General features: G+C 62.8%; 13 protein-coding genes. 10 read left to right on the plus strand and 3 right to left on the minus strand.

What is annotated here, in order from left to right:
* Positions 1-31: 31 nt before the first annotated feature.
* Positions 32-1,021, plus strand: a complete 990-nt coding sequence (locus BM186_RS18360; protein ID WP_074917203.1) for an alpha/beta hydrolase family protein — start codon at positions 32-34, stop codon at positions 1,019-1,021.
* A 20-nt stretch (positions 1,022-1,041) separates the two neighbouring features.
* Here the strand turns inward: BM186_RS18360 and BM186_RS18365 are convergent, their stop codons facing one another.
* Genes BM186_RS18365 through BM186_RS18375 form a run of 3 tightly spaced genes read right to left on the minus strand, consistent with a single transcriptional unit; the run spans position 1,042 to position 3,497 of the window.
* A complete protein-coding gene (locus BM186_RS18365; protein ID WP_074917205.1) occupies positions 1,042-1,803 on the minus strand; it encodes a DnaJ domain-containing protein in 762 nt (253 codons plus the stop codon).
* Positions 1,804-2,475, minus strand: coding sequence for an N-acetylmuramate alpha-1-phosphate uridylyltransferase MurU (gene murU / locus BM186_RS18370; RefSeq protein ID WP_074917207.1), 672 nt, complete (start codon positions 2,473-2,475; stop codon positions 1,804-1,806).
* A complete protein-coding gene (locus tag BM186_RS18375; RefSeq protein WP_074917208.1) occupies positions 2,472-3,497 on the minus strand; it encodes an aminoglycoside phosphotransferase family protein in 1,026 nt (341 codons plus the stop codon). Before BM186_RS18375 ends, murU begins: the two co-directional genes overlap by 4 nt.
* 124 nt (positions 3,498-3,621) lie before the next feature.
* On the opposite strand from BM186_RS18375, the gene BM186_RS18380 reads away from it, so the two are divergent.
* The 9 genes from BM186_RS18380 (at position 3,622) to BM186_RS18420 (ending at position 15,042) form a co-directional block, all read left to right on the plus strand.
* The gene (locus tag BM186_RS18380) at positions 3,622-6,450 is read left to right on the plus strand and encodes an LPS-assembly protein LptD (protein ID WP_074917210.1); all 2,829 of its coding nucleotides are present in this window, start codon (positions 3,622-3,624) and stop codon (positions 6,448-6,450) included.
* Entirely contained in the window at positions 6,431-7,723 is a 1,293-nt protein-coding gene (locus BM186_RS18385) for a peptidylprolyl isomerase (protein WP_093051895.1), read from the plus strand. The genes BM186_RS18380 and BM186_RS18385 overlap by 20 nt, the downstream gene beginning before the upstream one ends.
* 96 nt (positions 7,724-7,819) lie before the next feature.
* Entirely contained in the window at positions 7,820-8,815 is a 996-nt protein-coding gene (gene pdxA, locus BM186_RS18390) for a 4-hydroxythreonine-4-phosphate dehydrogenase PdxA (protein ID WP_074917214.1), read from the plus strand.
* 113 nt (positions 8,816-8,928) lie between these two features.
* Entirely contained in the window at positions 8,929-9,738 is an 810-nt protein-coding gene (gene rsmA / locus BM186_RS18395) for a 16S rRNA (adenine(1518)-N(6)/adenine(1519)-N(6))-dimethyltransferase RsmA (RefSeq protein ID WP_059392267.1), read from the plus strand.
* A gap of 29 nt (positions 9,739-9,767) precedes the next feature.
* The gene (gene apaG / locus BM186_RS18400; protein ID WP_074917216.1) at positions 9,768-10,148 is read left to right on the plus strand and encodes a Co2+/Mg2+ efflux protein ApaG; all 381 of its coding nucleotides are present in this window, start codon (positions 9,768-9,770) and stop codon (positions 10,146-10,148) included.
* Complete coding sequence (locus BM186_RS18405) at positions 10,148-10,966, plus strand: symmetrical bis(5'-nucleosyl)-tetraphosphatase (RefSeq protein WP_074917218.1); 819 nt, start codon at positions 10,148-10,150, stop codon at positions 10,964-10,966. Before apaG ends, BM186_RS18405 begins: the two co-directional genes overlap by 1 nt.
* 38 nt (positions 10,967-11,004) lie before the next feature.
* The gene (gene glpE, locus BM186_RS18410; protein WP_074917220.1) at positions 11,005-11,334 is read left to right on the plus strand and encodes a thiosulfate sulfurtransferase GlpE; all 330 of its coding nucleotides are present in this window, start codon (positions 11,005-11,007) and stop codon (positions 11,332-11,334) included.
* A gap of 283 nt (positions 11,335-11,617) precedes the next feature.
* Positions 11,618-13,540 carry a PrkA family serine protein kinase gene (locus tag BM186_RS18415; RefSeq protein WP_074917222.1) on the plus strand — a complete coding sequence of 641 codons (1,923 nt, stop codon included), beginning with the start codon at positions 11,618-11,620 and terminating at the stop codon, positions 13,538-13,540.
* Positions 13,541-13,770: 230 nt separating this feature from the next.
* A complete protein-coding gene (locus BM186_RS18420; protein ID WP_021488764.1) occupies positions 13,771-15,042 on the plus strand; it encodes a YeaH/YhbH family protein in 1,272 nt (423 codons plus the stop codon).

Here is a 15,042-nt window from a genome sequence, read left to right on the forward strand (position 1 = left end):
GCTCTGTAGCAGACGATCAGGAGCCTCATCGATGCGCCTTCATTCACTAGCACTGCTCGGTTTCTGCCTGCTCTCCTGTCCCGCCGCCTGGGCCGAGGAGCCGCCCGAGAATGCGCCGGCTGATAGCGCCGACGCCCCCGCAGCGAGCGAACGTCCTCTGTTGCCCGAACGCAGCGTCAGCGACGCGCAGACGCTGGAGCAACGTCTGGACAAACGTGAGCAGCAGATGCTGCAGGCCGGCGCCGAAAGTTTTCTCGCCCTGTGGCTGCCTGCCAACGTCGGCGAGCCCAGTGGTGCGGTGATTCTGCTGCCCGGTGATGTGGAAAACGCCGACGGCGCCGCCGCGATCGGCCCGCTGCGGCGCAAGCTGCCCGACGCCGGCTGGCACAGTCTGAGCCTGACGCTGCCGGACCCGGACGGTGACCCGCTGCCACTGCGCACTGCCGCCACTGCAACAGCGGCACCGCAAAGCGATGCCCCCACTACCGAGAGCGCCCCTGCCGCCGAAAGCCCGCCTGAAGCGGCCGTAGCCGAGGCTACACAACCAGCCGACAGCGGCGCGATCAGCCGAGAGCAAAGGCGTCAGGCGCATGTCGAGCGGGTGATGGCCCGCATCGATGCCGCCATCGCCTTCGCCAACCAGCAGCAGGCCAAGGAAATCGTCCTCCTAGGTCATGGCAGTGGCGCCTACTGGGCTGCGCGCTACCTGAGCGAGCGCCAGCCGGACAACGTGCAGAATCTGCTGATGGTGGCAGCCGAACTACCTGCCGGCTTTGCGCCGCCACTGGATGAGATGGTCGCGCAGCTGGCCGTGGCCACTGGCGACTTCTTCTACAAGGACCAAGCCACAGACCGCATGGCTGCGTTGAAACGCCTGCAGGCGAGCAAGCGAGCCAAGCTGCCCACCTACATACAGGTATCGATGAAAGCCCTGCCGGGTAACCTGGATGTTCAGCAAGAGCAGCTTTATCGCCGTCTACGTGGCTGGTTGACGCAGCATATTCGCACCGCAGGCAGCTAGCAGTCCGTTGAAACTACCTGCTAGCGAATGCCTCGGCGCTGGCGAATCAGCGCGTAGGCCTGATGCAGTTGGCGCGTGGTGTCGGTGGCTTCACGAATGCGCTCAGGCGAGGCGCCGGAGCCGGCCAGTTTGTCCGGGTGATGGCGGCTGAGCAGGCGCCGGTAGGCGCGCTTGATCTGCTCAGGCTCGCTGCCTTCATTCACGCCCAACAGCCGCAGCGCCTCCTGGTAACTGCCGCCAGCCGGTGCCGGCTGCTGACTGCGACGCGGCGCGTATTCCTCGCCCAGGCTATCGAGCCGGGTGCTGTCCCAGCCGAGCCACTTGCCCCAGAGCAGAATCAGCTCATGCTCACTGGCCGATACCCGTCCATCGACCCAGGCCATGCGCCAGCAGGCCCGCAGCATGGCATCGGCGAGCTCACGCTGACGCTGCAGCGGCGTACGCAGGTTGTCACGCCCGGTCTTGCCCCGGGCGAAGGCCTCGATGGCACGTCGCTGAGCCGCAGCGTCCAACCCCAGCCTTTGCATTTCCGAGCGAGCCTGCTGGATATGGCTCTGCACCACCCGACCGTCACTCTTGGCCAGACGCCCCAGCATCAGAAACAGCAGGTCGTCATCCGACGGCGCCGCACGACCGCCCAGACGCTCGCGCAGATTGTCCCAGCCATGCAGGCGCAAACGACGATCCAGCACCTGCCCGAGCAGACCGCCCAGCAGAGCACCTGGGATGCTGGCCAGGGCGAGCCCGGCCGCTGCCCCGAGCATGGTGGCCGGCCACAACACCTAGCGTGCCTCCTGCAGCAAGCGCTCGACTTCGGCCAGGCGCTCGTGCGTACCGACATCGATCCAGCAGCCACCATAATGCTCGCCGCTGACCTGCCCGGCCGCCATCGCCTCACGCAGCAGCGGCGCCAGCTTGAAGGCGCCGGGTTGAGAAGAGCCGAACAGACGCGGATGCAGCACGGCAAGACCGCTATAGGTCAGCCGCTCACCCATCGTGCCGCTGTCCTGCACCTGGCCGGCCGCCAGAACGAAGTCGCCCTGCGGGTGATGCGCCGGGTTATCCACCAGCACCAGATGCGCCAGACCGACGAGCGGCTCGCGTAGCGCGGCGAAGGCGTAGTCGGTGAAGATATCGCCATTGACCACCAGAAATGGCTCTGTACCCAACAGCGGCAGCGCCTTGAAGATGCCGCCACCCGTTTCCAGCGGCTCACCTTCGGGGGAATAGACGATACGCACACCGAAGCGCGAGCCATCGCCGAGGTAATCCTCGATCTGCTGGCCCAGCCAGGCGTGGTTGATCACCAGCTCGGTGAAGCCTGCAGCAGCCAGGGCGCGTATGTGGTACTCGATCAACGGCACGCCCGCCACCTGCACCAGCGGTTTGGGCGTATGCAGCGTCAAAGGACGCATGCGCTCGCCCTTGCCCGCCGCCAGAATCATCGCCTTCATGCACGTGCCCCTTCATCTTTCGCCAGGCTGGCGAACAGCTCACCCAACTCGGCGAGCTCCGGCCGACGTGCCAGCACAGCCTCTATATAAGAGAAGAAGCGCGGCACGTCGCCGAGGTATTTGGGCTTGCCATCGCGGTGGCAGATGCGCGCGAAGATGCCGATGACCTTGAGGTGGCGCTGCACGCCCATCAGGTCGCTGGCACGCAGAAAGTCTTCGAACGATGCCTGTAGCGGAATACCCGCCGCCTTGGCACGTTCCCAGTAGCCGTGCAGCCAGGCCTGCACGCGCGCCTCGGGCCAGCTGAGGAATGCATCCTTGAACAGGCAGGTGATGTCATAGGTGACCGGGCCGTTGACGGCATCCTGGAAGTCCAGCACGCCGGGGTTCGGTGCACTCTGCATCAGGTTGCGCGGCATGAAGTCGCGGTGCACCACCACCTTGGGCTGCGCCAGGGCGCTGTCGATCAACAGGCGACTGATACGCTGCCAGGCGACCTCCTGCTCGGGTGTAAAGGTAAGCCCCAGGTGGCGTTGTACGTACCACTCGGGAAACAGTTGCAACTCACGACGCAGCAACGCCTCATCGTAATGCGGCAGATGGCTGTCGAGGGGCAAGCGCTGCTGCAACAGCAAGGCCTCGATGGCATCGTCGAACAACTCGTCGGCATTGTGTTCGTTTATCACGTCCAGATAGGTCTGGCGGCCCAGGTCATCGAGAATCAGGAAGCCCTGCTCAAGATCGGCAGCCAGCACCTGCGGCACATGCACACCGGCGCTGGACAGCAATGCCGCGATACGCACGAAGGGCTCGCAGTTTTCCTGAGGTGGCGGCGCATCCATCAGGATCAGGCTGCGCTCACCGGCCTGCCAACGAAAATAGCGGCGAAAGCTGGCGTCGCTGCTGGCGGGAGTGAGCTCGGCCTCAGGCACCACTCCCCATTCGCGAGCTGCGAAGAGAGGGGGCAGTTGCTCGGCGAGCCAGGTTTGCAGCTGTTGCAGTCGTACATCGTGTTCAGACATCAAGGGGTCTCCGACGGCGCTAGCCGTTGCGCGGGTCATGCTTTATTATCCAGCATCTTTTTCAGCCCATCGAGAGGCGTGCGGCCCCTGGGCCGATAGCGCGCAGGAAGCCCGGACTAACAAGATGGCAGTAAAATACCCCGCGTTCCGCAAGAAATTCCCGCTGCTGGTCACCGGCAGCCTCCTGGCCTTACAGCCTGCGTTCAGCCTACAGTCCTTTGCCGCCGAGCAATACGATTGCCAGGCGTCGCCCACGGGCGGCTGGGCCTGCGCGCCGAAATCAGCGGCCAGCGCCCTGCCTCCGCGCCCGGTGCACAGCCGTGATGCTGTCAGCACCAGCGGTGCCACCAGCGAGGCGGTAGCCAAGCAGGATGCCGCCCCGGTGCTGGTCACCGAGAGCAAGGGCCGCGCCCTCGCTTCGCGCAGTCCCGATTACAGTCACTTGGACTGGGTCCCGCGCGATAAGTTGACTGCCGCGCAACTGGCAGAGGCCGGTCCTTACTGCGCAGGCGCCTACGTCGAGCCGCTGCGTCCGGGCATGGATGACACCACGCCGCTGGACGAGTCGCCGATGTACGTTTCCGCCAAGGCCTCGCGCTTCGAGCAGGAAAAGCAGATCGCCACCCTCGCCGGTGACGTCGTCCTGCGCCAGTCCGGTATGCAGGTCGAGGCCGACGAGGCCAGCCTGCACCAGACGGAAAACCGTGGCGAGCTGGTCGGCAACGTACGCCTGCGCGACAAGGGCATGCTGGTGGTCGGCGACCGCGCCGAACTGCAACTGGATAACGGCGAAGCCCGTATCGACAACGCCGAATACGTGATGCATCAGGCTCATGTGCGCGGCAGCGCGCTCTACGCCAAGCGCGAAGAGACCGCGATCATCCGCCTCAAGGATGGCACCTATACCCGTTGCGAACCGGGCGACAATGCCTGGCACCTGAAGGGCAACAACGTCACCCTGAACCCGGCGACCGGCTTCGGCACCGCGACCAACGTGACGCTGCGGGTCAAGGACATTCCGGTGTTCTACACCCCATACATCTACTTCCCGATCGACGACCGTCGCCAATCCGGTTTCCTGCCGCCGAGCATCGGCACGTCGAGCAGCAACGGCTTCTCGCTGCAAACGCCGTACTACTTCAACCTGGCGCCGAACTACGACGCCACGCTGTACCCGACCTACATGGCCAAACGCGGCCTGCTGATGGAAGGTGAGTTCCGCTACCTGACCGAGAGCAGCGAAGGCCAGATCGGCGCGGCCTACCTCGACGACAGCGAAGACGAGCGCAAACTACAGTCCGAGTACGAAGATCAGCGCTGGATGTACAGCTGGCAGCACAAGCAGGGGCTGAACTCGCGCCTGCTCGCCGAAGTCGACTACACCGACATCAGCGACCCCTACTACTTCCAGGATCTCGATACCGATCTGGGCATCGACAAGCAAACCTACGTCGACCAGCGCGGCACGCTGACCTATCGCGGTGACAGCTATACCGCACGCCTGAACGTGCATGCATACGAACTGGCCAACATCACTGATGTGACGCCGTATGACCGTCTGCCGCAGATCACCCTGGACGGCAAGCTGCCGTTCAATCCGGGTGGCCTGGACTTCACCTATGGCACCGAGTACGTGCGCTTCGATCGCAACCTGCGCTCGGGCTTCTTCGTCGACAAGGATGGTGTAACCGGTCGCCCGCAGGACCTCTGGTACGACGAGCGCCTGACCGGTCTTAACCGCGCAGACGGCGAACGCCTGCACCTGGAGCCGGGTATTGCCCTGCCGCTGAACTGGAGCTGGGGCTTCGTCAAGCCTCAGGTCAAGTACCTGCAAACGCAGTACCAGGTAAACCTGGACGGCCAGGGCAAGGCGGATCTTGCCAGCGCAACAAACGACCCCCTCAACCCGAACAGTCAGTGGTTCGGCGTCGACTACAATCGCTCGCCCAACCGCGGCGTTGGCCTGTTCAGTGTCGACAGCGGCCTGTATTTCGACCGCAACACCCAACTGTTTGGCAAGGACACCCGTCAGACCCTGGAACCGCGTGCGTTCTACCTCTATGTGCCGGAAGAAGACCAGACCGATATCCCGGTATTCGACACGGGCGAGCCGACGTTCAGCTACGCCTCGCTGTGGCGTGAAAACCGCTTCAGTGGCAAGGATCGCATCGGTGACGAGAACAAGCTGTCGCTGGGTGTGACCAGCCGCTGGATCGAGTCGAATGGCTTCGAGCGTCAGCGTTTCAGCATCGGCCAGGCCTTCTACTTCGAAGACCGCAAGGTACAGCTGCCGGGCATCGACTACCGTGCCCGCCAGGAAGCCACCGCCGACGTCTCGCCTTATGCGCTGGAGTACCTGTATCGCTTCAATCGCGACTGGCGCTTCTCCTCGACTTTCAACTGGGATCCGGACCAGCACGCCACCCGCTCGGGCAGCGCAATGTTCCATTACCAGCCGGAAGCCAATCCGAACAAGATCGTCAACTTCGGTTATCGCTATCGTAACGACACCGTGCGTTATGACCGTGACAGCGGTACCTGGACGACCAACCCGGACTACGGTAGCGAGACCCTTGCCGACGGCTCGCCGAACCCCAACTACATCAAGAACTACTACAAGATCGACCAGCATGACTTCTCCGTCATCTGGCCGCTGGCTCCGCAGTGGAGCCTGATCTCGCGCTGGCAGTACGACTATGGCCGCAACCGTACCCTGGAAGCCTTCGGTGGTTTCGAGTACGACAGCTGCTGCTGGAAACTGCGCCTGATCAACCGCTACTGGATCGATTACGACGAAGTCAGCCTCGACCCATCGCGCAACGACGAGCCGGACCGCGGCATCTTCCTGCAGATCGTCCTCAAGGGCCTCGGCGGCGTTGTTGGCAACAAGGTGGAATCTTTCCTCGACCAAGGCATTCAAGGTTACCGTGAACGTGAAGACCAAGCTTTCTGATCGCCTGCGCCCCCTGCTATTGGGCGCAGCACTGCTGGCAGCAATGGCTCAGGCCCAGGTTCGCCCACTGGATCGCGTCGTGGCCATCGTCGACAACGACGTGGTCATGCAGAGCCAGCTCGACGCTCGCCTGCGTGAAGTACAACAGACCATCGACAAGCGCGGTGGCGCCCTGCCTCCGGAGAACGTACTCAGCCAGCAGGTGCTCGAACGCCTGATCATCGAGAACATCCAGCTGCAGATCGGCGACCGCTCCGGCATTCGTATCACCGACGAAGAGCTGAACCAGGCCATGGGCACCATCGCCCAGCGCAACGGCATGAGCCTGGAGCAGTTCCGCGAAGCGCTGGCTCGTGATGGCCTGTCCTATGCCGATGCCCGTGACCAGGTGCGTCGCGAGATGATCATCAGCCGTGTGCGCCAGCGCCGCGTGGCCGAACGCATCCAGGTCACCGACCAGGAAGTGCAGAACTTCCTCGCCTCGGACCTGGGCAAGATGCAACTGTCGGAAGAGTTCCGTCTGGCCAATATCCTGATTCCGGTTTCCGAGGGCGCGTCCTCCAACGAAATCCAGGCCGCCGAGCGGCAGGCGCAGGAGGTGTATCAGCAACTGCAGCAAGGCGCAGACTTCGCCCAACTGGCGATTTCCCGTTCGGCCAGTGAAACCGCGCTGGAAGGCGGCGAAATGGGCTGGCGTAAAGCCGGTCAGCTGCCGCCGCCGTTCGACAACATGATCAGCCAGCTGAGCCCGGGCGAAGTCACCGAGCCGGTGCGTACACCGGGCGGCTTCATCATCCTCAAGCTGATCGAGAAGCGTGGTGGCGATACTCAGGTGCGTGACGAAGTGCATGTTCGCCACATCCTGATCAAGCCCAGCGAGATTCGCAGCGAAGAAGAAACCCGTCGCCTGGTCGAGCGCCTGTATCAGCGCATCGTCGATGGCGAAGACTTCGCCGAACTGGCGAAGAGCTTCTCCGAAGATCCGGGCTCTGCGCTCAATGGTGGCGACCTGAACTGGATCGACCCCAACGCGCTGGTGCCCGAGTTCCGTGAAGTGATGAACAACACTGCCAGCGGCGAGCTGTCCAAGCCGTTCAAGAGTCCTTACGGCTGGCACGTGCTGCAGGTCATGGGCCGCCGCGCCACTGACAGCAGCGCGCAGTTCCGCGAGCAACAGGCCGCAAACCTGCTGCGTAACCGCAAATACGACGAGGAGCTGCAGGCCTGGCTGCGCCAGATCCGCGACGAAGCCTACGTCGAGACCAAGCTGTAATAGCGGTATCGTCCCAAAAGCCCGGCCAAATGCCGGGCTTTTTCGTTATTGGCCCGGCAGCGTAAACTGACGCCCCAGCCCGCACAGAGAGCGACCATGACTGCGCAGCACTGCTTTGCCCTCACACCTGGCGAGCCCGCCGGTATCGGTCCTGATCTCTGCCTGCTGCTGGCCCGCCAGGCGCAGCCAGCGCCTCTGGTCGCCATCGCCAGTCGCGAGCTACTGGCAGAACGCGCTAAGCAGCTGGGGCTGAATATCGAATTGCTGACCGTCGGCCCGCAGCGATGGCCAGACAGCCCCGCAGCGGCTGGCAGCCTCTACGTCTGGGACACGCCCCTGGCAACGCCTGCCATACCCGGCAAACTGACGCCCGCCAACGCCGCCTACGTGCTGCAGACCCTCACCCGCGCAGGCCAAGGCTGCCTGGACGGAACATTTGCCGGGATGATCACGGCGCCCGTACACAAGGGCGTGATCAACGAAGCGGGTATCGCCTTCTCTGGCCACACCGAATTTCTCGCCGAACTGACCCACACCCAGCAGGTGGTGATGATGCTGGCGACCCGCGGCCTGCGCGTGGCGCTGGTCACCACTCACCTGCCACTGAAGGATGTCGCAGCAGCCATCACCGCCGAACGTCTGGAGCGTGTGACGCGCATCCTGCATGCCGATCTGCAAAGCAAGTTCGGCATCGCCGAGCCGCGCATCCTGGTGTGCGGGCTCAATCCGCACGCAGGCGAAGGCGGGCATCTGGGACGGGAGGAAATCGAGATCATCGAACCGACGCTGCAGCGTCTGCGCAGCGAAGGCATGAACCTGATCGGCCCGCTGCCGGCCGACACCCTGTTCACCCCCAAGTATCTCGAACATGCCGATGCCGTACTGGCCATGTACCACGACCAGGGCCTGCCAGTGCTCAAGTTCAAGGGCTTCGGTGCGGCGCTCAATGTCACGCTGGGCCTGCCGATCATCCGCACCTCGGTGGATCATGGCACTGCCCTGGATCTGGCCGGTACCGGCAAGGTGGACATCGGCAGCCTGCAGGTGGCACTGGAAACCGCCTACCAGATGGCCGCCAGCCGCCCGGAATGAACCACTGAGACCACGGCCCGCGCCCGCGGCGCCATTCGCTGGTAGACTGTGCGACTTTCTTTTTTGCATCCAGCCTCGAGCAAAACGCCTCGAGGCGCTGCGCGGAGCCGTACATGTCCGAATACCAACACCGCGCGCGCAAGCGCTTCGGCCAGAACTTCCTGCATGATGCCGGGGTGATCGACCGCATCCTGCGCGCCATTCGCGCCAAGGAAGACGAACGCCTGCTGGAAATCGGCCCAGGCCAGGGTGCCATTACCGAAGGGTTGCTCGGCAGCGGTGCGCAGCTCGACGTGATCGAACTCGACCTCGACCTGATCCCCATCCTGCAAGGCAAGTTCGGCGACAATCCGCGCTTTCGCCTGAATCAGGGCGACGCGCTGAAATTCGACTTCGCCCGCCTCGAAGCTGCGCCACGCAGCCTGCGCGTGGTCGGCAACCTGCCCTACAACATCTCCACGCCGCTGATTTTCCATCTGCTGGACAACGCGCCACTGATTCGCGACATGCACTTCATGCTGCAGAAGGAAGTGGTCGAACGCATGGCCGCCGGCCCGGGCGGTGGCGATTGGGGGCGGCTGTCGATCATGGTGCAATACCACTGCCGCGTGGAGCATCTGTTCAACGTCGGCCCTGGCGCCTTCAACCCGCCACCCAAGGTCGACTCGGCCATCGTCCGTCTGGTGCCGCATGAAACCCTGCCGCACCCGGCCAAAGACCATCGCCTGCTCGAACGCGTCGTGCGTGAGGCCTTCAACCAACGCCGCAAGACCTTGCGCAACACGCTCAAGCAGTTGTTGCCCGCCGATGCCATCGAAGCGGCAGGCGTCGACGGCAGCCTGCGCCCCGAGCAGCTGGATCTGGCCGCCTTCGTCCGCCTGGCCGACCAGCTGGCCCTGCAGCCTTCGGCCGAGCAGGACTAAACTGCAATCACGCCCAACGGATCATGCGCATGTCCGACCCTCGCTATCAGATCGACGTCAGTGTCACCACCCGCTACCTGGCTGCGCAGTCGCAGCCGGAGCAGAACCGCTACGCCTTCTCCTACACCGTGACCATCGTCAATAACGGCGAGCTAACGGCCCAGTTGCTGTCGCGTCACTGGGTCATCACCGACGGCGATGGCCGCGTGCAGGAAGTGCGTGGTGCCGGGGTGATCGGCCAGCAGCCGCATATCGCTCCCGGCGCCAGCCACACCTACAGCAGCGGGACGGTAATGGCCACACAGGTCGGCACCATGCAGGGCAGCTACCAGATGCTCGCCGAGGACGGCAAACGCTTCGACGCAACCATCGCGCCGTTCCGCCTGGCTGTACCGGGAGCCCTTCACTGATGGCGGTGTATGCCGTCGGCGACCTGCAGGGTTGCCTCAAACCGCTCAAGTGCCTGCTCGAGCAAGTGTCCTTCGATCCCGCACAAGACCAGCTGTGGCTGGTCGGCGATCTGGTCAACCGCGGCCCGCAGTCGCTGGAAACCCTGCGATTCCTCTACTCCATTCGCCATGCGATCACCTGTGTGCTGGGCAACCATGACCTGCACCTGCTGGCTGTCGCGCACAATATCGAGCGCCTGAAGAAGGGCGATACCCTGCGCGAGATTCTCGATGCGCCGGACCGCAACGATCTGCTCGATTGGCTGCGCATGCAGAAACTGGTGCACCACGACGCCGAACGCAAGGTGACCCTGGTACATGCCGGCATCCCGCCGCAATGGACGCTGAGCAAGGCACTGCGTCGCGCAGCCGAAGTCGAAGAAGCGTTGCGTGACGATGCCCGTCTACCGCTATTTCTCGACGGTATGTACGGCAACGAACCGGCCAAATGGAACAAGGAACTGCACGGCGTCACCCGCCTGCGGGTGATCACCAACTATTTCACCCGCATGCGCTTCTGCACGGCAGATGGCATGCTGGATCTGAAGAGCAAGGAAGGCGTCGGCAGCGCACCGCCAGGCTTCGCCCCCTGGTTCAGCCACCCGCAGCGAAAGATGCGCGGCGAGAAGATCATCTTCGGTCACTGGGCAGCGCTGGAAGGCAACTGCACGGAACCCGGCCTCTACGCGCTGGATACCGGCTGCGTCTGGGGCGGTGCGATGACCCTGCTCGACGTCGACAGCGGAGCACTTCACCGCTGCACCTGCCCCAAGGCATAAGCGCCCGAGGCGCACCACGAATCCAAAGGTCTGCGAACATGAGCGAATTCAAGCGTATTTCCCCACAACAGGCGCAGGAGCTGCGCACCCAGGGCGCCGTCGTGGTCGACATTCGCGACCCGCAGAGTTTCGCCAATGGTCATATCAGCGGCTCGCGTCACCTGGACAACCACTCGCTGCATGATTTCATCAGCCACGCCGACCTCGACGCGCCATTGATCGTCTCCTGCTACCACGGCAACTCCAGCCAGGGCGCCGCAGCCTACCTGGTCGGTCAGGGTTTCTCCGAGGTGTACAGCCTCGACGGCGGTTTCGAGCTATGGCGCGCCACCTACCCAAGCGAGACCGCGCAAAGTTCCGAAGAATAAATTTCTTCACGCGGCAAGCCGCGTCCGCTCTGGCCTGCCGCCACTTCCCGACGTACGGTAACATCCCGTTATCGTTGTCTCGCCCTTGACGCTCTGCAGAACGAACTATTCTGTTACTCAGGCCATCCCACTGAAGGTAGAGCCGGCAAACCGGCATCGGGCCATCGGTAACGACTTTTAGGTTTTGGGGGATTGTTCCCGACTTCTTCGGAGCCGGAGTTACCCAGCACCTGCACGCACGACCGATCCCGAGCCAGCTTTCAGCATCGAGCGAGGTGAAGTCATGAGCATTTTCAGTCACTTCCAACAACGTTTCGAGGCGACCCGCCAGGAGGAGTACTCGCTGCAGGAGTACCTCGAACTGTGCAAACAGGATCGCAGCGCTTACGCCACTGCGGCCGAGCGCCTGCTGATGGCCATTGGCGAGCCGGAACTGCTGGACACCTCCAGCGATTCACGGCTGTCACGCATCTTCTCCAACAAGGTCATCCGCCGTTACCCGGCCTTCGCCGACTTCCATGGCATGGAAGAGTGCATCGACCAGATCGTCTCCTACTTCCGCCATGCCGCTCAGGGCCTGGAAGAGAAGAAGCAGATTCTCTATCTGCTCGGCCCGGTGGGCGGCGGTAAATCCTCGCTGGCCGAGAAACTCAAGCAACTGATGGAGAAGGTGCCCTTCTACGCCATCAAAGGCTCACCGGTATTCGAGTCGCCCCTGGGGCTGTTCAACGCCACCGAGGACGGCGCCATCCTCGAAGAGGATTACGGCATCCCACGGCGCTACCTCAACTCGATCATGTCGCCCTGGGCCACCAAGCGCCTGCAGGAATTCGGCGGCGACATCAGCCAGTTCCGCGTGGTCAAACTGTACCCGTCGATCCTCAACCAGATCGCCGTGGCCAAGACCGAGCCGGGCGACGAGAACAACCAGGACATCTCCGCCCTGGTCGGCAAGGTGGATATCCGCAAGCTGGAGGAATACCCGCAGAACGACGCCGACGCCTACAGCTACTCGGGCGCGCTGTGCCGGGCCAACCAGGGCCTGATGGAATTCGTCGAGATGTTCAAGGCGCCGATCAAGGTGCTGCACCCGCTGCTGACCGCCACCCAGGAAGGCAACTACAACAGCACCGAAGGCCTCGGCGCGATTCCCTACAGCGGCATCCTGCTGGCCCACTCCAACGAGTCCGAGTGGCACAGCTTCCGCAACAACAAGAACAACGAGGCCTTCATCGACCGTATCTACATCGTCAAGGTGCCCTACTGCCTGCGCGTGACCGACGAGATCAAGATCTACGACAAGCTGTTGATCAACAGCTCGCTGGCCAGGGCCCATTGCGCGCCGGACACCCTGAAGATGCTTGCCCAGTTCTCCACCCTGTCGCGCCTGAAGGAACCGGAGAACTCCAACATCTACTCGAAGATGCGCGTCTACGACGGCGAGAACCTCAAGGACACCGACCCGAAAGCCAAGTCGATTCAGGAGTACCGCGACAGCGCGGGTGTCGATGAGGGCATGAACGGCCTGTCGACCCGCTTCGCCTTCAAGATCCTGTCCAAGGTGTTCAACTTCGACCCGCACGAGATCGCCGCCAACCCGGTACATCTGCTGTACGTGCTGGAGCAGCAGATCGAGCAGGAGCAGTTCCCTGCCGAGGTGCGCGAGCGCTACCTGCGCTACATCAAGGAATACCTGGCGCCGCGCTACATCGAGTTCATCGGCAAGGAAATCCAGACCGCTTATCTGGAGTCGTACAGCGAATACGGGCAGAACATCTTCGACCGCTACGTGCTGTACGCCGACTTCTGGATTCAGGATCAGGAGTACCGCGACCCGGAGACCGGCGAGATCCTCAACCGCGTGGCGCTCAACGAGGAGCTGGAGAAGATCGAGAAACCGGCCGGCATCAGCAACCCGAAGGATTTTCGCAACGAGATCGTCAACTTCGTGCTGCGCGCCCGCGCCAACAACAACGGCAAGAACCCCACCTGGCTCAGCTACGAGAAGCTGCGCGTGGTCATCGAGAAGAAGATGTTCTCCAACACCGAGGATCTGCTCCCGGTCATCAGCTTCAACGCCAAGGGCAGCAAGGAGGATCAGCAGAAGCACAACGACTTCGTCAAACGCATGGTCGAGCGCGGCTACACCGAGAAGCAGGTGCGCCTGCTGTCGGAGTGGTACCTGCGGGTTCGCAAGTCTCAGTAAGCCCTACCCGGCGCGCGGCGCGCGCCGTGTCATTCGCTGCTCGCCCGTGGCCACGGGCGGGCAAGAACCTGTTCAAAGTCTCGCGAGCTAGAGCGCTGCCAGGCGAAAACAGGTGAGGACCGGTCGGAGTCGCGTTCGACTTTACGAGCGATAAATGAGCAGTCCGAAACTGTTTTCAACGCAACAGGGCCGACGCGCAGCAGACTCTGAACAGGTTCGAAGGAGATGTCATGAGCTACGTGATCGACCGACGCCTCAACGGCAAGAACAAGAGCACGGTTAACCGCCAGCGCTTCCTGCGGCGTTACCGTGAACACATCAAGAAGGCGGTGGAGGAAGCCGTCAGCCGACGCTCCATCACCGACATGGAGCACGGCGAGCAGATCAGCATTCCCGGTCGCGATATCGATGAGCCGGTGCTGCATCATGGCCGCGGCGGCAAGCAGACCATCGTCCACCCCGGCAACAAGGAATTCACCACCGGCGAACGCATCCCACGACCACAAGGCGGCGGTGGTGGGCGCGGCAGTGGCAAGGCGAGCAACTCCGGCGAAGGCATGGACGAGTTCGTGTTCCAGATCACCCAGGAGGAATTCCTCGATTTCATGTTCGAGGACCTGGAGTTGCCCAATCTGGTCAAACGCCACCTGACCGGTGCGGAAACCTTCAAGACCGTGCGCGCCGGTATCAGCAACGAGGGCAACCCCTCGCGCATCAACATCGTGCGCACCCTGCGTTCGGCCCACGCACGGCGCATCGCCCTGTCTGGTTCCAGCCGCGCCAAATTGCGCGAAGCCAAGGCCGAACTGGAGCGATTGCGCCGGGAAGAGCCGGACAACTTCGGCGATATCCAGGCCATTCAGGAGGAAATCGAACGCCTCAGCGCGCGCATCCATCGCGTGCCGTTCCTCGACACCTTCGACCTCAAGTACAACCTGCTGACCAAGCAGCCCAATCCCAGCTCCAAGGCGGTGATGTTCTGCCTGATGGACGTCTCCGGCTCCATGACCCAGGCCACCAAGGACGTGGCCAAACGCTTCTTCATCCTCCTGTACCTGTTCCTCAAGCGCAATTACGACAAGATCGACGTGGTCTTCATCCGCCACCACACCAGTGCCAAGGAAGTGGACGAGGAGGAGTTCTTCTACTCCCGCGAAACCGGCGGCACCATCGTTTCCAGCGCCCTGAAGCTGATGCAGGAAGTCATGGCCGAGCGCTACCCGATCAACGAGTGGAACATCTATGCCGCCCAGGCGTCGGACGGCGACAACTGGAATGACGATTCACCGGTATGCAGGGATATATTGATCAACCAGATCATGCCGTTTGTGCAGTACTTCACCTACGTCGAGATCACCCCACGCGAACACCAGGCGTTGTGGTTCGAGTACGAACAAGTGGCCGAAGCCTTCGCCGACAGCTTCGCCCAGCAGCAACTGGTGTCCGCCGCGGACATCTACCCGGTGTTCCGCGAACTGTTCCAGCGTCGCCTGGTGAGTTGA

Origin of the sequence: Ectopseudomonas toyotomiensis, from assembly GCF_900115695.1 — a bacterium.
In the GTDB taxonomy this organism is placed as follows: domain Bacteria; phylum Pseudomonadota; class Gammaproteobacteria; order Pseudomonadales; family Pseudomonadaceae; genus Aquipseudomonas; species Aquipseudomonas toyotomiensis.

What these genes read in the sequence shown, in the direction of transcription:
- BM186_RS18360 (WP_074917203.1), top strand. Translation starts at nt 32, where the DNA reads ATGCGCCTTCATTCACTAGCACTGCTCGGTTTCTGCCTGCTCTCCTGT.
- murU (WP_074917207.1), bottom strand. Translation starts at nt 2,475, where the DNA reads ATGAAGGCGATGATTCTGGCGGCGGGCAAGGGCGAGCGCATGCGTCCT.
- BM186_RS18375 (WP_074917208.1), bottom strand. Translation starts at nt 3,497, where the DNA reads ATGTCTGAACACGATGTACGACTGCAACAGCTGCAAACCTGGCTCGCC.
- BM186_RS18380 (WP_074917210.1), top strand. Translation starts at nt 3,622, where the DNA reads ATGGCAGTAAAATACCCCGCGTTCCGCAAGAAATTCCCGCTGCTGGTC.
- pdxA (WP_074917214.1), top strand. Translation starts at nt 7,820, where the DNA reads ATGACTGCGCAGCACTGCTTTGCCCTCACACCTGGCGAGCCCGCCGGT.
- rsmA (WP_059392267.1), top strand. Translation starts at nt 8,929, where the DNA reads ATGTCCGAATACCAACACCGCGCGCGCAAGCGCTTCGGCCAGAACTTC.
- apaG (WP_074917216.1), top strand. Translation starts at nt 9,768, where the DNA reads ATGTCCGACCCTCGCTATCAGATCGACGTCAGTGTCACCACCCGCTAC.
- BM186_RS18405 (WP_074917218.1), top strand. Translation starts at nt 10,148, where the DNA reads ATGGCGGTGTATGCCGTCGGCGACCTGCAGGGTTGCCTCAAACCGCTC.
- glpE (WP_074917220.1), top strand. Translation starts at nt 11,005, where the DNA reads ATGAGCGAATTCAAGCGTATTTCCCCACAACAGGCGCAGGAGCTGCGC.
- BM186_RS18415 (WP_074917222.1), top strand. Translation starts at nt 11,618, where the DNA reads ATGAGCATTTTCAGTCACTTCCAACAACGTTTCGAGGCGACCCGCCAG.
- BM186_RS18420 (WP_021488764.1), top strand. Translation starts at nt 13,771, where the DNA reads ATGAGCTACGTGATCGACCGACGCCTCAACGGCAAGAACAAGAGCACG.